Source organism: Mesorhizobium sp. M0571 (assembly GCF_040320985.1).
In the GTDB taxonomy this organism is placed as follows: domain Bacteria; phylum Pseudomonadota; class Alphaproteobacteria; order Rhizobiales; family Rhizobiaceae; genus Mesorhizobium.
This window is the reverse complement of record NZ_JAMYQT010000014.1, coordinates 151134-167610: the sequence shown is the minus strand read 5'-3', so window position 1 is coordinate 167610 and position 16477 is coordinate 151134. Positions and strand designations below refer to the sequence as shown.

Genomic DNA, 16477 nt, shown 5'->3' with positions numbered 1-16477 from the left:
GTAAGCTTTGGGAAAAATATCGGCGGGATGCGACAAATGCCGGGCGCGGCCGAAGCGATGAATGGGCGGCGCATGACGGGAAGGAAGACCCGTCTTTTATCGTCGGTCGACTGAAAGAGCAAGCCGCCTTTTGCGGATCGTCGAGGCGTCAGAATGGCTTCACGATAACCAGGACAACGATGACGATCATCAGCAATGTGGGGATTTCGTTGACCATCCGCCAGTGCCTTGCCGGTTTTTCATTGCGGTCCTCGGCAAATTTGCGGACCGCGCCGGCAAGATAGCCATGCACAGCGGAAAGACAGAGCACCGCCGCGATCTTGGCATGCAGCCAACCACCCTGAAAACCAAAGCCTTTCCAGGCAAGCCACAGGCCGAATGCCCAGGTGATCACCATTGCCGGATTGATGATGCCGCGCAGCAGGCGACGCTCCATCACCTTGAAAGTCTCCGACTGAACCGAGCTTTTTTCTGCATCGGCATGATAGACCAGCAAGCGCGGCAGATAGAGCATGCCCGCCATCCAGGAGATGACGGCAATCACATGGATCGCCTTCGCCCAGGGATAGAAATCATCGGGCCCGAAGAGAAACAGCAGCCCAGCCAGCACGACGAAAATGACGACCGCAATTGCCGCGCGACGCATCGCCGCCTTGCCGCTATTGGCGCCGCTGTTCGTATCGTCCGCGCCCATCATCGTCACGATGCGCTCCGCACCAGTTTCACCATCTGCTCGACATGCGCGAGCGGCGTCTCCGGCGTGATGCCGTGGCCAAGGTTGAAGATCAGCGGTCCGCCCCCTAACGCCTCCAGGATCGCCCCCACGCCGTCGGCAAGCGCCTTGCCGCCGGCTACCAGCCGCAGCGGATCGAGATTGCCCTGCACGGCGCCATCACGCTGCAATTCCCGCGCCACGGCCAGCGGCACGGTCCAGTCGAGGCCCAGCCCCGTCACGCCGGTCTTCTGGCGATAGCTCCGGTAGTGATCTCCTGCACCCTTGGGAAAGCCGATGATCGGGACGTCGGGATGAACGGCTCGGACCTGCCTGACGATCTCGGCCACCGGCTGGACGCAAAATAATTCGAAAGACGCTTCGTCGAGCACGCCGGACCACGAGTCAAAGATCTGCACCATGTCGGCGCCGGCCTCGATCTGCCGGATCAGATAGGCAGCCGAATGATCGGCGAGCACCGTCAGCAGCCGAAGAAAGGCCGCCGGCTCGCGATAGGCGAAAAGCCGCGCCGGCGCCTGGTCGGGCGTGCCATGGCCGGCGATCATGTAGGTCGCCACCGTCCATGGCGCTCCGCAGAAGCCGATCAGCGTCGTTTCCCCAGGCAGTCTGGCGCGCAATCGCCGCACCGTCTCGTAGACCGGTTCGAGATTCACGTGAAACGTTTCGCCGTCGAGAGCCTCGATCTCCGCCGCCGAGATCGGCGTCAGCAGCGGCCCGCGTCCTTCCTCGAAGCGTACGTCGCGGCCGAGCGCATGCGGCACGACAAGGATATCGGAAAACAGGATCGATGCATCGAAGCCGAAGCGTTCGATCGGCTGCAGCGTCACTTCCACCGCAAGGTCGGGATCGTAGCAAAGATCGAGGAACGATCCGGCCCGTTTCCTCGTCTCCCGATATTCCGGCAGATAGCGGCCAGCCTGGCGCATCATCCAGAGCGGCGGCGGAAATGCTGCCTTGCCTCTCAACACGTCCAGCACGATGCGGTTTTGGGGCATTGAGCGCTCGCCTTTCCAGGCTTCCCTATAATTAAATATATTATTTTTAGGAATCTTATGATTCTAAGAGTCTGTTGGTTGTGGTGGTTGTCTCCTGTCCCGCTTTGCCTGCGAAAAGACCAGCCAGCATATTGTCGCGCGCTTCTCCAACGGGATTGCAGAACTTTGTGGAAAGCCGCGAATTTCCGACTGAAGTCAACGCGTTGCCGCCAGGCCAAAGAAATTGCCCCTGTGGATGAAGCGAAGGCAAAAGGCTCCGTCCCCGGACTTGTCCCCAATCGCCCGGAGAAGCCGACAGCGCATCGAATTGTGGACAACCCGGCATCTGATACAGTCGCTTGGCGGTGGCCGAGTTTTCCGCCCGGCTTATCCACATCGGCCCACAGCCTGGAATGTATCCTGTGAACAAACCGCAGAGCTTCTTTCACCTTCACCTGATTTCCGACGCCACCGGCGAAACGCTGCTGGCCGCCGGCCGCGCGGCTTCCGCGCAATACAAGGATGCGCGCGCCATCGAGCATATCTACCCGCTGATCCGTACTGAAAAGCAGGTGGCAAAAGTGTTCGAGGACATCGAGGAGGAGCCGGGCATCATCCTTTACACCGTCGTCGACCAGAGGCTTGCCCGTGGCATCGACGAACGCTGCGCGGCGATGGGCCTGCCTTGCGTCTCGGTGCTGGAACCGGTGCTGACTGTGTTCCAGTCCTATCTCGGCACGCCGGCCGGTCGCCGCGTCGGCGCCCAGCATGTGCTGGACGCCGAATATTTTCGCCGCATCGATGCGCTCAACTTCACCATGGAGCATGATGACGGCCAGCTGCCGGCCAATATGGATGATGCCGACATCGTGCTCGTCGGCATTTCGCGCACCTCGAAGACGCCGACCAGCATCTATCTCGCCAATCGCGGCATCAAGACCGCCAACATCCCGATCGTGCTCGGCGTGCCGGTGCCGGAAAGCCTGGTCGACGCCAGGAGGCCGCTGATCGTCGGCCTGGTTGCCACTGCCGAGCGCATTTCCCAAGTCCGGCAAAACCGCGTTCTCGGCACCAGCGCCTACGAACCGACCGACTATGTCGACCGTGCCGCGATCGCCGAAGAGCTCGCCTATGCCCGCCAGATCTGCACGCGGCATGGCTGGCCGATGATCGACGTCAGCCGCCGGTCGATCGAGGAGACCGCGGCGGCTATCGTTGCCCTGCGCGGCAAGACGCGCTAGGGCGTGTGATATTCAGGTGATGCCGGCCTGCAAACGGCGGCTTCCTGCGCTTCCGGTGCTCACGTACCAAAAGTACGCTCCGCTCCGGTTCTCGGAAGCCACCATTTTCGGCTCGGCCTGACCTGAATCTCGACTCACCCTTGTGAGGGTCAGGAATCAGGCGACAAAAATGGCTGAAAAAATCATCCTTGCCTCGGGCAGTCCATTCCGCAAGGCGCTGCTTGTCAACGCCGGCATCGCGGTCGAAGCGGTTCCGGCGGCTGTCGACGAACGTGCGCTGGAGGCGCCGCTGCAAAACAGTGGCGTGTCGCCGGAGGACGTTGCCCTGGTGCTTGCCGAGGCCAAGGCCACCGAGGTCAGCGAGCGCAAGCCCGGCGCCCTGGTGCTCGGCTGCGACCAGACGCTGTCGCTCGGCGACGAGCTGTTCCACAAGCCGGCCGACATGGAGGGCGCGCGCCGCCATCTGCTCACGCTGTCGGGCAAGACCCATCACCTCAACAGCGCTGTCGTGCTCGCCCGCGACGGCGCGGTTCTGTGGCGGCATGTCGGCATCGCCAGCCTGACCATGCGCAAGCTCGATCCGGCCTTCATCGGCCGCCATCTGGCGCGCGTCGGCGCCAAGGCGCTGTCCAGCGTCGGCGCCTACCAGATCGAAGGCGAGGGCATCCAGCTGTTCGAAAAAATCGAAGGCGACTATTTCACCATTGTCGGCCTGCCGCTTTTGCCGGTGCTGGCCACGCTGCGCGAGCTCGGGGCGATCGATGGCTGAGGCCTCGAAAAAGGCGTTTGTCACCGGCCACCCGATTGCGCATTCCAGGTCACCGAAAATCCACGGCTACTGGCTGGCGAAATACGGCATCGACGGCAGCTATCAGGCCATTGACGTCGCGCCGGAGGCCTTTGCCGAATTCCTGCAAACGCTGCAGGCCGGTGGCTTTCGCGGCGGCAATGTCACCATCCCGCACAAGGAGGCCGCCTTTGCATTGGCAGCGCGCCGCGACGACGACGCCGAACAAATCGGTGCCGTCAACACGCTGTGGTTGGAGGATGGCGAATTGTGGGGTGGCAACACCGACGCCTATGGCTTTGCCGCCAATCTGGACGAGTATGCACCGGGCTGGGCGGCCAACGGCCCGGCCGTGGTGCTCGGCGCCGGCGGCGCCGCTCGCGCCGTCGTCCATGCGCTCAAGCAGCGCGGCGTCAGCGATATCCGCATCGCCAACCGGACGCTCGCGAGGGCGCAGGGGTTGCGCCGGCGCTTCGTCGCCGGCGTCTCCGCCCACAACATCGCGGCGACCGGCGAATTGCTCAAGGATGCCGGCCTGCTGGTCAACACCACGGCACTCGGTATGCATGGCAATGAAGGCCTGCCCGGCGATCCGGGCAAACTGCCCGACCGCGCCATCGTCACCGACATTGTCTATGTGCCGCTGGAGACGCCGCTGCTTGCCGCAGCCAAAGCGCGCGGATTGAAGACCGTCGACGGGCTCGGCATGCTGCTGCATCAGGCGGTGCCCGGCTTCGAGCGCTGGTTCGGCACCAGGCCGCAGGTCACCGCCGAACTGCGGCAAATGATCATTGCCGATATCGGCGCAATAAAATGATCGTGCTTGGTCTCACCGGATCGATCGGCATGGGCAAGTCGACCACGGCCAAGATGTTTGCCGAGGCCGGCGTGCCGGTCCATGATTCCGACGAAGCGGTGCATCGCCTTTATGCCGGCAAGGCCGCGCCCTTGGTCGAGTTGGCCTTTCCCGGAACCACCAGATCCGGTGCGGTCGATCGCACAAAGCTGGCCGAGCGGGTGCTCGGTGACGCCGCCGCGCTGAAACGGCTGGAAGCGATCATCCATCCGCTGGTCCGGGCCGACGCCGATGCCTTTCTGGCTCGAAACCGTGCCGCCGGCGCGCCGCTTGTCGTGCTCGATATCCCGCTGCTGTTCGAAACCGGCGGCCGGGATCGCGTCGACAAGGTCGTGGTCGTCACCGCACGACCTGAGATCCAGCGCGCCCGCGTGCTGGTGCGGCCAGGCATGAGCGAGGAGAAACTGGCGTCGATCCTGGCCAGGCAGGTTCCCGACGCCGAAAAGCGCCGACGCGCCGATTTCGTCATCGACACCGGCCAAGGGTTCGATGCGGCGCGCGCGGCTGTCAAGGCGATTATTGCCGAACTAGTCGGGGATAAGGCAGCTAGGCCTGGATAAGAGGCTTGCAGCCGAAATTACCTGTTGCCATTTTGTTCCGGGTGTGATTCGGCTAGAATGACGCTGGAACCAACGGACCGATTCGATGCGCGAGATCATCTTCGATACGGAAACCACCGGCCTCGACACGCGCGAGGACCGCGTCATCGAGCTTGGCGGCGTCGAGCTGGTCAACCGCTTTCCGACCGGCCGCACCTTCCACAAGTACATCAACCCGCAAGGCCGCCCGATCCATCACGAGGCGCAGGCCGTGCACGGCATCAGCGCCGCCGATCTCATCGACAAGCCGACTTTCATGGAGATCGCCGAGGATTTTCTGGCCTTCATCGACGGCGCCAAGCTGGTCGCCCATAATGCCGGCTTCGACATCGGCTTCCTCAATCTCGAATTCGGCCGGCTTGGCCATCCGGTCATCGATCCCGGACGGATCATCGACACGCTGGCGCTGGCGCGCCGCAAGCATCCGATGGGTCCCAATTCGCTCGACGCGCTCTGCCGCCGCTACGGCATCGACAACGGCCGTCGCACCAAGCACGGCGCGTTGCTCGATTCGGAATTGCTGGCCGAGGTCTATATCGAGCTCATCGGCGGCAAGCAGGCTAGCCTCATCCTCGACAGCATCATGACGCCGGCGGGTGGAAGGCAGAATGTCGACGATATCGACATTTCGATCGGCGTCAGACCGATCGCCTTGCCGCCGCGCCTGACCGATTCCGAGCGCGCAGCACACGCGGGCCTCGTCGGCAGCCTCGGCGAAAAGGCGCTTTGGTTGAGGGTTGCTGGAAATTGAGAGCGCAGCGCGGCACCGAATGCCGCCGGCGCCTCAAACAAAAACCCGGCGCGAGGCCGGGTTTTTCAGAACTTCACAATAGCAGGTTCAGCTCGCCTTGACCTTGCCGGCGGCGGCCTGGTCCTCGGCCAGCTTCTGCTGGAACATCTGCGCGAAATCGATCGGGTCGAGCATCAGCGGCGGGAAGCCACCATTGCGCGTCGCCTCGGCAATGATCTGCCTGGCGAACGGGAACAACAGCCGCGGGCATTCGATGAACAGGATCGGCAGCATGTGCTCCTGCGGGAAGCCGCTGATGGCGAAGACGCCGCCATAGACCAGCTCGACGTTGAACAGCACTTCCTGGTCGAACGACGCCTTGGCGTTCAGCGTCAAATTGACGTCGAACTGCTTGTCCGAAAGCGGGTTGGCGTTGACGTTGACGTTGATGGCGATGCCGGGAGCCTTGTCGCGGCCGCGCAACGAGTTCGGTGCGCCGGGGCTTTCGAAGGACAGGTCCTTCACATATTGCGCGAGCACGTTGAGCGAAGGCTGCGCCGCATTTCCATTACCGTTGGCCGCGCCGGTCGGCGCGTCGTCTTTGCTGGCCATAAGCTGTGATCCTTTTGCCTGGGCAGCGTTGCTGACCGGATTGAAATTCGGGCGTTCGCTATCATGGCCGGCACGACAAGACAAGTTTGCAAAGGGCGGGCTTTGCCGGTTGCCTTGCGGCTACTCGTCCTTGAGGCGGCGCCAGGGAGAGTCCGGTCCGCGCGCATGGTCGTCGCCGCGCGAATAGTCGCCGTCGTCGAGATCGATGGTCTTGCCGCGTTGCTTTGCCCGCAAACCGCCGCCGAAATCGGTGGCCAGCACGATGCGGCCTTTCAGCATCCGCCAGGCAAGATCGCGTACCGGCGGCAGGAACAGCAGAATGCCGAAAATATCCGAGATGAAGCCGGGGATGATCAAAAGGATCGCGGCCAGCACGATCATGGCGCCATGCGCAAGCTGGCGGCTCGGATCACGGCCGGCATCCATTTCGGCACGGACCCTGGCCATGACGCCAAAACCCTGGTGCCGCAGCAGCAGGGCGCCGGCCACGCTCGAGGCCAACACCAGACCGACCGTCGCCAGCGCGCCGACCTGGCGGCCGACAATGACGAAACCGGCTATCTCCAGCAGCGGAAGCGCGAGAATGAACAGGGGAAGCAGCGAAATACGCAAATCTTGACCGATCGTTTCGATGTTTTGCCGGCCGGCGAGCAATCGCCGCTGGCACCAGAGCTGTTAGATAGGTATGGCTGCCTTTGATTTGAATGATTGCGGCATGCGTTCTATATGCTTTGGATACTGAACGCTATGTGATCGCGGCCCTTGCTTGGCCGCTGGTCCGGCCAAAGCAGGGATTGATTGGCGCAAGATATGGGCTTCTTCGACTTCGGCACAATTTTCTTTCTGATTGCGGCGGTGGTGATCTTCTTCCAACTGCGCAACGTGCTTGGCCGACGCACGGGCAACGAACGCCCGCCCTTCGATCCATATACGGCAGGGCGCAAAAACGACAAGGATGCCGCCCAGAAACCCGAGAACGTGGTTTCGCTGCCGCGCAAGCGCCTGGCGGGAGAGCCGGCGGCCGATGCCTATGTGGCGATCGATGCCTTTGCCAAGCCGGACACCGATCTCAACCGGGGCCTGCGGGCGATCAAGGACAATGATCCGACCTTCGACCCGAAGACCTTCGTCGACGGCGCCAAGATGGCCTACGAGATGATGGTGATGGCCTACGCCGATGGCGACCGCAAAACGCTGAAGAACCTTTTGTCGCGCGAGGTCTATGACGGCTTCGTCGCGGCCATCGGCGACCGCGAGGCAAAGGCCGAAAAGATCCAGTCCTCCTTCGTCGGCATCGACAAGGCCGACATCGTTTCGGCCGAGATGAAGGGCAGCGAGGCGCACATCACGCTGCGCATCGTCAGCGAACTGATTTCGGCGACCCGCGATAAGGCCGGCGCCGTCATCGACGGCGATCCCGAGACCGTCGCCGAAGTCAAGGACGTCTGGACCTTCGCCCGCGACGCGCGCTCGCGCGATCCGAACTGGAAGCTCGTCGCCACCGAAGAAGAAGATTGAATGCATGTCGCCCAAAAGTGCACAGCGGTTTGGGACAACGACGTGCATAAGAACAAAGGCCTAAAGCGCGTCGCGCGTTAGGCGACGGCGAGGCTCCGGTGTCGCTATCTTCCTCTTTCAGCAGAAAATCCTTTGACCAGCTGCCCGGCTGGGACGAGGACGACCATCTCCCGGTGTTCGCCGCCTTTCGCCGCTCGGCCTTTCATGTCCTGACGAAACCCTACCGCTCCGGCGCGCTCGGCATCGATTTCAACGCCTTTGCTGAAGCCTATGCCGAAGCACGCACCGTTTCGCCGGCGAATCGATTCGAGGCCCGAAGCTTCTTCGAGCGCCACTTTGTGCCGGCCCATATAGAAGCAGAAAACGGCGGCTTCGGCCTCGTCACCGGCTTTTACGAGCCCGACGTCGAAGCCTCGCCGGTGCGCACGGACCGATTTTCGGTGCCGCTGCTGTCGCGCCCGGCCGACCTTGTCGATATCGACGGTGCCAATCGTCCTTCCGGCATGGACCCTTATCTCGCCTTCGCTCGCCAGGCGCCGAACGGCCCGGTCGAATATTTCGACCGCGGCGAAATCGAACGCGGCGCGCTTGCTGGAAAAGGCCTGGAGATCGCGTGGCTCGCCGACAAGGTCGACGCCTTCTTCATCCACGTACAGGGCGCGGCACGGCTCAACATGACCGATGGCAGGCTTCGCCGCATCACCTATGCCGCCAAATCCGGCCAGCACTTTACCGGGCCGGGCAAGATCCTGAGCGACATAGGCGAAATCCCGCTGGAGAAAGTGACGATGCAGTCGATCCGCGCCTGGTTCAAGGCGCATCCGGAGCGCATCGACGAGATCCTGTGGCGCAACCGCTCCTACATCTTCTTCCGCGAGATGGGCGTCGACGACCGGGAGCTCGGCCCGATCGCTGCCGCCAAGGTGCCGCTGACACCCGGCCGCTCGATCGCCGTCGACCGGCTGCTGCACACATTCGGCACGCCTTTCTATATCGATGCGCCGTCGCTGACCGCCTTCGACGAAAAACCGTTCCGGCGGCTGATGATCGCGCAGGACACCGGCTCGGCGATTACCGGGCCGGCCCGCGGCGATTTGTTTGCCGGGTCGGGCGACGCGGCCGGCGAGATCGCCGGCGTCATCCGCAACGCCGCCGATTTTTATGCGCTGATCCCCCGGTCGCTGGTTTCAGGAGCAGACCGATGACCCGGCACATCGACAGGCTGAGCGAGGACGACCGGATTCTATGGAACCTGGTGGCGCGCACGGCAAAACCGCTGAAGGGCAAAACCGCCGTCGAAATTCCACACGTCGGGCCGGAGATCGACGAGGCCAGGCACGCGCCGCCGCCGGCACAGGTCGCGGCCAATCCTGCCGCGGCCGCAAAACCGAAGGCGCAACATGTTTCCCACGCACTCGACGAACCGACGCTGGACAGACTGTCGAAGGGCCGGCTGCCGATCGAGGGCCGCGTCGACCTGCATGGCCTGACCCAGGACGAAGCCTATTCGCTGCTGTTCTCCTTTCTGCACCGGGCGCATGCCGGCGGCATCCGCTATGTCCTGGTGATCACCGGCAAGGGCTCTTCGTCGGGCGGCGATGGCGTCTTGCGGCGCGCCGTGCCGTCATGGCTGTCGACGCCCGCCTTCCGGCCCCTCGTCTCCAGCCACGACCATGCCGCCCGCAACCATGGCGGCTCGGGCGCGCTCTATATCCGCTTGCGGCGGGCGCGCTCATGAGGACACACCCATGAGGATGCACCTATGAGGATGCGCTTGTGACCCCGTTCGGCGAAAAACTTCGCGTGCTGAGAAGCGAGCGCGGCGTCAGCCAGAAGGACATGGCCAAGGCGATCGGCGTCAGTGCGGCCTATCTGTCGGCGCTGGAACACGGCCGCCGCGGCGCGCCGAGCTGGACGCTGATCCAGAAGATCATCGGCTATTTCAACATCATTTGGGACGAGGCCGAGGAACTGGCGCGGTTGGCCGAAACCTCGCATCCGCGCGTCAAGCTCGACACGTCGGGCCTTAGCCCGGCGGCGACCGAGCTTGCCAATCTCTTGGCCGACAACATCGAAAAGCTCGACGAAGCCGAGCTTCGCCGCATCATTGCGTCGATCCGCGCCGCGCTGGCACAGCCGAAATGAGTTGCTTTGTTACTGGACCGAGCCGACCAGAACCTGCTGGCCGCCGCGGATCGAGACCCAGCGGCCGGTATTGTCAATCGCCTGCCGCTTGAGGAAACGATAGCCGGTCTGGTCCCAGGAACGGACCTGGTCGGTCAGATTGTCGAGGATGTAGTCGCCCTTGTCGGTGCGCACCGTCAGCACCGCGTGGCCTTCACCGTCGGGCTTGCGCACGACAGTCATCAGCAGATCGGCAAACGACACGCCCAGCCGGTTCAGCTCACGGCGCTTTTCCAAGACATAGTCCTCGCAGTCGCCGACGCCCTTGTCGGGATAGGCCCACACCTCGTCCTTGCCATAGATGTCGAAGTCGCTCATCGGCTTGACGGCGGCGTTGACCCGAGCGGTGACGCTCATGAGCTTGCGCCACAGCGCGCCGGTCATGCTGGCGGGCGACAGGTCCTTCGGGCGGACCGAGCATTCGGACGGGTAGGTCTTGCAGAAATCATAATGGCCGATCGGCTGCGAGGTCGGGCCCCCTGTCACCATCGGGCTGGCTGCCGATGCCGAACTGGCCCAACCTGCTGCCATTGTCAGCCCAGCCAGCGCGCACAGGCGCAGCGTTCTCGCCATTGGTGAGGAAATCATTGTCCCCGCTTGTCCCTTGTTATTAACGAAACGTTAAGGGGTATTTACAGTCCGTGTCAATTATGAGGATGGATTGATTTTGCGGCATGGTTACCCGCGTGGCGCCAACGCGACTATTGTGCAACAGCTCGAATGGACTACACCGGTTCCAACCGGTAATTTTAGCGTTGGCCGACCTGATGCGAAGTCGCGGGCGCAGCATCATCGTCGATCGCCTATTTCTTGCCGGTCCGGACCAGTTTTGGCTTCACCGCAACGCGGTTCTGACGGCCATAGCTGGTAATGAAATCAACGATGCGCGGCACGATTTCGGAGCGGAAGCGCGAGCCGTTGAATACACCGTAGTGGCCGACCGCCGGCTGCATGTAATGGGCGTGCCGGTCGGCCGGGATGTTGACACAGAGATCGTGCGCGGCCTTGGTCTGGCCGAGGCCGGAGATGTCGTCGTTCTCACCCTCGACGGTGAACAGGGCGACATTGCGGATCGCCGAAGGGTCGACCGCAACACCGCGATGCGTCATTTTGCCCTTGGGCAAGGCCTGGCGGACAAAGACGGTGTCGACCGTCTGCAAGTAGAATTCCGCGGTCAGATCCATCACCGCGAGATATTCGTCGTAGAATTCGCGGTGCTTCTCGGCATTGTCGCCGTCATGCTTCACCAGATGCATGAAGAAGTCCTTATGGGCGATGATGTGGCGGTCGAGGTTCATGCTCATGAAACCCGAAAGCTGCAGGAAGCCGGGATAGACCTCGCGGCCGAAGCCCGGCACCGGCCAGGGCGCGCGCATGATGACGTTGTCGCGGAACCAGTCGATGCCCTTTTCTTCGGCCAAGAGATTGACCGCCGTCGGGTTGCGGCGCGTGTCGATCGGGCCGCCCATCAGCGTCATCGTCGAGGGCACGAAAGGATCGCCCTTGGCTTCCATCAGCGCCACCGCCGCCAACACCGGCACCGAAGGCTGGCACACCGCCATCACATGGGTGTCGGGGCCTAGCGCATGCAGCATGTCGACGATGTAGTCGATATAGTCGTCAAGGTCGAAGCTGCCGTCGGCGAGCGGCACCATGCGGGCGTCGACCCAGTCGGTGATATGCACGTCGGCATAGGGCAGCATCGCCTCGGCCGTGCCGCGCAGCAGCGTCGCATAGTGGCCCGACATCGGCGCCACGATCAACAGCTTCGGATCCGGCCGGCGCCCGGCAGGAACCGCCCGCTCGAAACGGACCAGGTTGCAGAACGGTCGCGACCAGACGGTGTGTTCGCTGACCTCGACGTTTTTCCAGTCGACCACGGTCTTGGTCAGGCCGAATTGCGGCTTGCCATAGCGGCGCGTCGTGCGCTCGAACAATTCGGCTGTTGCTGCAATCGAGCGGCCCCAGGACGTGTGTGAAATCGGATTGAGCGGATTGGAGTAGAACAGGCGCACCGTATCGGCATAGAGGCGGGCCGGCTGCAAAGCGGCATGGTTCAGTTCGTAAAGCTGGTAGAACATCGAGAACCCCGCTGCCGACTGCGATCGAAGGGCCGACGAGCAGCGCCGAGCCTTGTGTCTTGCGGGAGGTTAGCAACAATCTGCTGCGATGCAATACGTCAACTTGCGTGATTTATGCTCGTTCTTTCGTCCAAGACGTTGAGAATCCGCCTTCAATGGCAACAGCCGGCTCAATGTGCACCTGCGAAGGCGTAGCAGAGAGTACGGCTATCGGTACGATCATCGGAGGAGGTGTCCGGCCGTGGCGACCGGACCGTTAGACGCGTGCCATGCAGACAGCGGTATGGCCCGAGCTGATGAAGCCGAGCTGACTGGCGGCGCCCTTCGACAGATCGAGCATCCGGCCCCTGATAAACGGGCCGCGGTCGTTGATGCGCACGACGACACTGCGGCCATTGTTGCGGTTGGTCACCTTCAGCTTGGTGCCGAACGGCAGGCTGCGATGCGCTGCGGTCAGCGCCGACGGGTTCATGCGTTCGCCGGAAGCGGTTCTGGAATGCAGTGAGTACCAGGAGGCACGGCCGCACTGCGCGGCGGCGCTGGCAGTGGATGCGCCGACCATCAGGCCAGCCGCGATCGTGGCCGCGACAAGCGCGGTCTGATTGCTTTTGTTCATGTGTTGGGGACTGGCTCCGTTGACAGACCCGCAGCGGTTAGGGGCGAATGAGGCAGCAAATGCGGCAATGATCTGTCGGTTCCATGGCAATGTTACACGTTTGGAGTCGGCGCGAAACAATTTGTCAGAGAGTTTCCGCAGCGCAGCACAGCTTCCTTGATGATCTTTGCATCGATCTGCGGATGTCTTGCGGAAGATCGGAGGTTAGCATCTAAGTAGAAGCTGGCGTGACCGAGCCACTTCTTCTCGCTATTCCATTCCGGCCGGAGCGCGGCTGATGATCGACTTGGAAAGGAGTTTTAGCAATGAGATTGATCAAAAATCTGCTAGCCTTGATTGTGCTCGCCATCGGCGTGCTGTGGTCATTGCAAGGCATCGGCCTTGTCGGCGGCAGCTTCATGACCGGCCAGTCGCAATGGCTCTATACCGGGGTCGTGATGGTGCTGGTCGGCCTGGCGGGATTGGCCTGGGCGAACCGTTCGCGGATTTGAGAGGACGTCGATCCTCGGGAGCCGCTGCGGCACAGACATGCCGAGCCGGTTACCGCGACCAGTATTGCCAGCCCCAGTAGAAACTTTCGTCACGCGGCGGCAGGCGGTTGCGCTCGGCATCCAGCTGGACCGGCGTCGGCGATTTGCGTTCGTCTTCAGGCGGCTGTTTGTCCCCGGTCCTGACCAGGCGAAGCCAATGGCCGAAATGCGCGAACAGCACAGCGGTGGAATGGGTCATCGTCATATGTCTCTCCTGGTGTGTCTCTCCTGGCCCCCAGTCATTCCCGTCCCGCCCACGGCACGAGCCCGCGCTCGATCCTGCGGATGACGAATTCGAGCCCGAAGGCGATCACCGCGATCACCAGTATGCCCATCACCACCACGTCGGTGACCAGGAACTGGGCCGCCGACTGGATCATGAAGCCGAGCCCGCGCGTTGCCGCCACCAGCTCGGCGGCGACCAGCGTCGACCAGCCGGCGCCGAGTGCAATGCGCAGACCGGTCAGGATCGAGGGCAGCGCGCTGGGCAGGATCACATGCCGGACAAGCTGCATGCTCGTCGCGCCGAGCGAGCGGGCCGCGTTGATGCGTTCCTGCGAGACGCCGCGAACGCCCGATGCCGTCGACAGTGCGACCGGCGCCAGCATGGCAATGGCAATCACCAGGATCTTGGAAGGCTCGCCGATGCCGAACCAGATGATGACTAGCGGCAGATAGGCAAGCGGCGGGATCGGCCGCAGGAATTCGAGCAGCGGATCGAAGATGCCGCGCCCGATCGTGCTGATGCCGATCGCCAGCCCGATGGGAACGCCGACGACAAGGGCGGCGATCAGCGCCGCGAATACTCGGCCTAGGCTGGCGGCGATATGCTGAGCGAGCGTCGCGTCGACAAAGCCGTCGCGGGCGACGACGACAAATTTGCTCCATACCGCCACAGGCGACGGAAGAAAAACCGGCGACACCAATTGCAGGCGGGCCGACAGCGCCCACGCCGCCAGCACCACCAGAATGGTGACGGCGCTGACCACGCGTGCCGAAACCCCGCTGCGTTTCGGGCGCGGCCGCGACCACGGCACCGACAGGGCGTCGGCTTCATCGTCAACCTTGGCGAGCTTGCTGGCCGGCCGTTCGCTATAGGAGGAGATGGTCACGCCGCCTCTCCTTCGAAGATCGCGTCGGTCAGTTCGCTGCGCGCCGCCGCAAAGGCGGGATCGGCCTTGACGCTGCGAATGGCCTCGCCGGCTGCATAGCGCCGGCTGAAGCCGGTTTCGAAACTCCGCACCACCCGGCCCGGGCCGGGCGCCAGCACAATGATGCGGGTGGCGAGCACCAGCGCTTCCTCGATACCGTGTGTCACCATCAGCACGCCGACCTGGCTGGCGGTCCACAGATCGAGCAGTGTCGTCTGCATGCGTTCGCGTGTCAGCGCGTCGAGCGCGCCGAGCGGCTCGTCGAGCAGCAGGAATTGCGGTTCGGCGGCCAGCGCCCGGGCCAGGCCGACGCGCTGGCGCATGCCGCCGGAAAGCTCCCAGATGCGCTTGTCGCCGGCACCGTCGAGCTTCACCAGGGCCAAAAGCTTGTCAGCGTGCCGCGCCCGTTCACTTGGCCCGACACCGCGCAGCCTGAGAGCAAAGGCGACATTTTCCCGCGCGGTCAGCCACGGAAACAAGGCATCGTTCTGGAACACGACGGCGCGGTCCGAGCCGGGCGCGATGATCGGCCTGCCGCCGATCGCGGCGCTGCCGCGCTCCGGCGCCACCAGCCCCGCCGCGACATTGAGCAGCGAGGTCTTGCCGCAGCCGGAACGGCCGACCAGCACGACGAAGTCATCCTTGGCGGCATCGATCGACACATTTTCGACCGCCGGCGCCGGCTGACCGTCATAGCGAACCGAGACTTTGTCGAGCACGAGATGCGTCATGAGAACCTCGTCGATATTCCGAATCTGTCTGCCCCGAAGCCGCTCCTCGTAAGCGGTTCGGGGCAGGGAGCACGCGGCGTCAGGGAAGGAGAACCGCGCGCATTGGCGTCAGTTCGAGGCAAGCGCCTCGCTGACATATTTCGACGACACGTATTTCGAATAATCCGGCAACACGGCGTCGATCTTGCCCTGCTCCTTGAGGAAGGCGGATGTCGCCTCGACCGCCTTGACGGTGCCGCCGCCGAGGAACTTGTCCGATGCCTGCTCCTCGAGCGTCGGGAAGACATAGCCTTTGAGCAGTTGCGGCACGTCCTCCAGCTTGGCGCCGGTGATCGTGGCGATCTTCGCCGCCTGCGGCGACGTCACCGACCAGGCGTCCGGCTTGGCCAGGAACTCGGCATAGGCGGCGCCCGTCACCTTGACGAAGTCGCGTACCGCTTCCGGGTTCTTCTCGGCGAAATCGGTGCGCACGATCCAGGCGTCGAAGGTCGGGGCGCCCCAGGCGGCGACCTGCGAGGAGTCCAGCACGACTTTGCCCGACGTCTTGACTTGGCCGAGCGCCGGATCCCAGACATAGGCGGCATCGATGTCGCCGCGCGCGAATGCCGCCGCGATTTCCGGCGGCCGCAGATTGAGAATCTCGACCGACTTCGGATCGACGCCTTCATGCTTCAGCGCGGCAAGCAGGCTGTAATGCGTCGTCGAGACGAAGGGTACCGCCACCTTCTTGCCGGCAAGGTCGGCGACCTTCTCGATGCCGGCGCCGTTGCGGGCGACCAGGGCCTCGGAATCGCCGATCAGCCCGACGATGAAGATGGTCTGGATGGGAAGCTCGCGGCTCGCCGCCGCCGCCAGCGGGCTCGATCCGACGTAACCGATGTCGACCGAACCGGAAGCGACGGCGGCGATCACATCGGCGCCGGAATCGAATTTCCGCCAGTCGATGACCGCCTTGGTCGCGCTCTCGTAGGCGCCGTCGGCCTGCGGCACCTTGGAGGGTTCGACGACCGTCTGGTAGCCGATGGTGATCTTGAGGTCCTGCGCATGGGCTGGGCCGAGAAAGGCGGCACCAGCCAGAGCCGCCGAGGACAGGAGAACGATGCGTCGCGAAATGGTGGACATGAAAGGCTCCTT

21 protein-coding genes are annotated in these 16477 nt (G+C 63.3%); 10 read left to right on the top strand and 11 right to left on the bottom strand.

Translation table 11 applies throughout. The features are described from left to right. Positions 1-148: 148 nt before the first annotated feature. Together hemJ and hemE are read right to left on the bottom strand one after the other, a co-directional pair. The gene (hemJ, locus tag NKI85_RS18500; protein ID WP_352777379.1) at positions 149-697 is read right to left on the bottom strand and encodes a protoporphyrinogen oxidase HemJ; all 549 of its coding nucleotides are present in this window, start codon (positions 695-697) and stop codon (positions 149-151) included. A gap of 2 nt (positions 698-699) precedes the next feature. Then, positions 700-1728, bottom strand: coding sequence for a uroporphyrinogen decarboxylase (gene hemE / locus NKI85_RS18495; RefSeq protein ID WP_352777359.1), 1029 nt, complete (start codon positions 1726-1728; stop codon positions 700-702). A 401-nt stretch (positions 1729-2129) separates the two neighbouring features. Here hemE and NKI85_RS18490 point away from each other — a divergent pair, with 401 nt between their 5' ends. From NKI85_RS18490 to dnaQ, 5 genes are all read left to right on the top strand, one after another. Beyond that, entirely contained in the window at positions 2130-2948 is an 819-nt protein-coding gene (locus NKI85_RS18490; protein ID WP_352529950.1) for a pyruvate, water dikinase regulatory protein, read from the top strand. Positions 2949-3117: 169 nt separating this feature from the next. Next, complete coding sequence (locus NKI85_RS18485) at positions 3118-3717, top strand: Maf-like protein (RefSeq protein WP_352529952.1); 600 nt, start codon at positions 3118-3120, stop codon at positions 3715-3717. Further along, positions 3710-4552 (top strand): shikimate dehydrogenase, encoded by an 843-nt coding sequence (locus NKI85_RS18480; protein WP_352777356.1) that lies wholly within the window; start codon positions 3710-3712, stop codon positions 4550-4552. Before NKI85_RS18485 ends, NKI85_RS18480 begins: the two co-directional genes overlap by 8 nt. Continuing rightward, entirely contained in the window at positions 4549-5151 is a 603-nt protein-coding gene (gene coaE, locus NKI85_RS18475; protein WP_352777354.1) for a dephospho-CoA kinase, read from the top strand. The genes NKI85_RS18480 and coaE overlap by 4 nt, the downstream gene beginning before the upstream one ends. Positions 5152-5236: 85 nt before the next feature. After that, complete coding sequence (gene dnaQ, locus NKI85_RS18470) at positions 5237-5941, top strand: DNA polymerase III subunit epsilon (protein WP_352777352.1); 705 nt, start codon at positions 5237-5239, stop codon at positions 5939-5941. Positions 5942-6028: 87 nt separating this feature from the next. Here dnaQ and secB read toward each other — a convergent pair whose 3' ends face one another. Together secB and NKI85_RS18460 are read right to left on the bottom strand one after the other, a co-directional pair. Then, the gene (gene secB, locus NKI85_RS18465) at positions 6029-6532 is read right to left on the bottom strand and encodes a protein-export chaperone SecB (protein WP_352529960.1); all 504 of its coding nucleotides are present in this window, start codon (positions 6530-6532) and stop codon (positions 6029-6031) included. A gap of 120 nt (positions 6533-6652) precedes the next feature. Then, positions 6653-7144: an FxsA family protein gene (locus tag NKI85_RS18460; RefSeq protein ID WP_352529962.1), complete on the bottom strand. Its 492-nt coding sequence runs from the start codon at positions 7142-7144 to the stop codon at positions 6653-6655. A gap of 198 nt (positions 7145-7342) precedes the next feature. Between NKI85_RS18460 and NKI85_RS18455 the strand changes: the two genes are divergently transcribed. The 4 genes from NKI85_RS18455 to NKI85_RS18440 all read left to right on the top strand — a co-directional run bounded on the left by NKI85_RS18455 (position 7343) and on the right by NKI85_RS18440 (position 10195). Beyond that, positions 7343-8050, top strand: a complete 708-nt coding sequence (locus NKI85_RS18455) for a Tim44/TimA family putative adaptor protein (protein WP_352777349.1) — start codon at positions 7343-7345, stop codon at positions 8048-8050. A gap of 98 nt (positions 8051-8148) precedes the next feature. Then, the gene (mltA, locus tag NKI85_RS18450; RefSeq protein WP_352529966.1) at positions 8149-9255 is read left to right on the top strand and encodes a murein transglycosylase A; all 1107 of its coding nucleotides are present in this window, start codon (positions 8149-8151) and stop codon (positions 9253-9255) included. Continuing rightward, positions 9252-9788, top strand: coding sequence for a Smr/MutS family protein (locus tag NKI85_RS18445; RefSeq protein ID WP_352529968.1), 537 nt, complete (start codon positions 9252-9254; stop codon positions 9786-9788). The genes mltA and NKI85_RS18445 overlap by 4 nt, the downstream gene beginning before the upstream one ends. Positions 9789-9826: 38 nt before the next feature. Next, entirely contained in the window at positions 9827-10195 is a 369-nt protein-coding gene (locus NKI85_RS18440) for a helix-turn-helix domain-containing protein (protein WP_352529970.1), read from the top strand. A 9-nt stretch (positions 10196-10204) separates the two neighbouring features. Here the strand turns inward: NKI85_RS18440 and NKI85_RS18435 are convergent, their stop codons facing one another. The 3 genes from NKI85_RS18435 to NKI85_RS18425 form a co-directional block, all read right to left on the bottom strand. Continuing rightward, positions 10205-10822: a transglutaminase-like cysteine peptidase gene (locus NKI85_RS18435; protein ID WP_352529972.1), complete on the bottom strand. Its 618-nt coding sequence runs from the start codon at positions 10820-10822 to the stop codon at positions 10205-10207. Between the two features lie 215 nt (positions 10823-11037). Further along, positions 11038-12315 (bottom strand): polyhydroxyalkanoate depolymerase, encoded by a 1278-nt coding sequence (locus tag NKI85_RS18430; RefSeq protein ID WP_352777346.1) that lies wholly within the window; start codon positions 12313-12315, stop codon positions 11038-11040. A gap of 256 nt (positions 12316-12571) precedes the next feature. Continuing rightward, on the bottom strand, positions 12572-12931 hold the full coding sequence (locus tag NKI85_RS18425; protein ID WP_352529976.1) for a septal ring lytic transglycosylase RlpA family protein: 360 nt from the start codon (positions 12929-12931) through the stop codon (positions 12572-12574). Between the two features lie 305 nt (positions 12932-13236). Here NKI85_RS18425 and NKI85_RS18420 point away from each other — a divergent pair, with 305 nt between their 5' ends. Further along, positions 13237-13422, top strand: coding sequence for a hypothetical protein (locus tag NKI85_RS18420; protein ID WP_352529978.1), 186 nt, complete (start codon positions 13237-13239; stop codon positions 13420-13422). A 49-nt stretch (positions 13423-13471) separates the two neighbouring features. On the opposite strand, the gene NKI85_RS18415 is transcribed toward NKI85_RS18420, so the two are convergent. The 4 genes from NKI85_RS18415 to tauA all read right to left on the bottom strand — a co-directional run bounded on the left by NKI85_RS18415 (position 13472) and on the right by tauA (position 16465). Then, positions 13472-13666: a hypothetical protein gene (locus NKI85_RS18415; RefSeq protein WP_352529980.1), complete on the bottom strand. Its 195-nt coding sequence runs from the start codon at positions 13664-13666 to the stop codon at positions 13472-13474. 34 nt (positions 13667-13700) lie between these two features. Then, a complete protein-coding gene (locus NKI85_RS18410) occupies positions 13701-14573 on the bottom strand; it encodes an ABC transporter permease subunit (RefSeq protein WP_352777343.1) in 873 nt (290 codons plus the stop codon). Next, positions 14570-15343: a taurine ABC transporter ATP-binding protein gene (locus NKI85_RS18405; RefSeq protein WP_352777341.1), complete on the bottom strand. Its 774-nt coding sequence runs from the start codon at positions 15341-15343 to the stop codon at positions 14570-14572. The genes NKI85_RS18410 and NKI85_RS18405 overlap by 4 nt, the downstream gene beginning before the upstream one ends. Before the next feature lie 108 nt (positions 15344-15451). Continuing rightward, entirely contained in the window at positions 15452-16465 is a 1014-nt protein-coding gene (tauA, locus tag NKI85_RS18400) for a taurine ABC transporter substrate-binding protein (protein WP_352777339.1), read from the bottom strand. Positions 16466-16477 lie beyond the last annotated feature (12 nt).

Bases quoted from the DNA above. Each gene is read 5' to 3' on its own strand.
- hemJ (WP_352777379.1), bottom strand. From the start codon at position 697: ATGATGGGCGCGGACGATACGAACAGCGGCGCCAATAGCGGCAAGGCG.
- hemE (WP_352777359.1), bottom strand. From the start codon at position 1,728: ATGCCCCAAAACCGCATCGTGCTGGACGTGTTGAGAGGCAAGGCAGCA.
- NKI85_RS18485 (WP_352529952.1), top strand. From the start codon at position 3,118: ATGGCTGAAAAAATCATCCTTGCCTCGGGCAGTCCATTCCGCAAGGCG.
- NKI85_RS18480 (WP_352777356.1), top strand. From the start codon at position 3,710: ATGGCTGAGGCCTCGAAAAAGGCGTTTGTCACCGGCCACCCGATTGCG.
- coaE (WP_352777354.1), top strand. From the start codon at position 4,549: ATGATCGTGCTTGGTCTCACCGGATCGATCGGCATGGGCAAGTCGACC.
- dnaQ (WP_352777352.1), top strand. From the start codon at position 5,237: ATGCGCGAGATCATCTTCGATACGGAAACCACCGGCCTCGACACGCGC.
- secB (WP_352529960.1), bottom strand. From the start codon at position 6,532: ATGGCCAGCAAAGACGACGCGCCGACCGGCGCGGCCAACGGTAATGGA.
- NKI85_RS18455 (WP_352777349.1), top strand. From the start codon at position 7,343: ATGGGCTTCTTCGACTTCGGCACAATTTTCTTTCTGATTGCGGCGGTG.
- NKI85_RS18445 (WP_352529968.1), top strand. From the start codon at position 9,252: ATGACCCGGCACATCGACAGGCTGAGCGAGGACGACCGGATTCTATGG.
- NKI85_RS18435 (WP_352529972.1), bottom strand. From the start codon at position 10,822: ATGATTTCCTCACCAATGGCGAGAACGCTGCGCCTGTGCGCGCTGGCT.
- NKI85_RS18430 (WP_352777346.1), bottom strand. From the start codon at position 12,315: ATGTTCTACCAGCTTTACGAACTGAACCATGCCGCTTTGCAGCCGGCC.
- NKI85_RS18425 (WP_352529976.1), bottom strand. From the start codon at position 12,931: ATGAACAAAAGCAATCAGACCGCGCTTGTCGCGGCCACGATCGCGGCT.
- NKI85_RS18420 (WP_352529978.1), top strand. From the start codon at position 13,237: ATGAGATTGATCAAAAATCTGCTAGCCTTGATTGTGCTCGCCATCGGC.
- NKI85_RS18415 (WP_352529980.1), bottom strand. From the start codon at position 13,666: ATGACGATGACCCATTCCACCGCTGTGCTGTTCGCGCATTTCGGCCAT.
- NKI85_RS18405 (WP_352777341.1), bottom strand. From the start codon at position 15,343: ATGACGCATCTCGTGCTCGACAAAGTCTCGGTTCGCTATGACGGTCAG.
- tauA (WP_352777339.1), bottom strand. From the start codon at position 16,465: ATGTCCACCATTTCGCGACGCATCGTTCTCCTGTCCTCGGCGGCTCTG.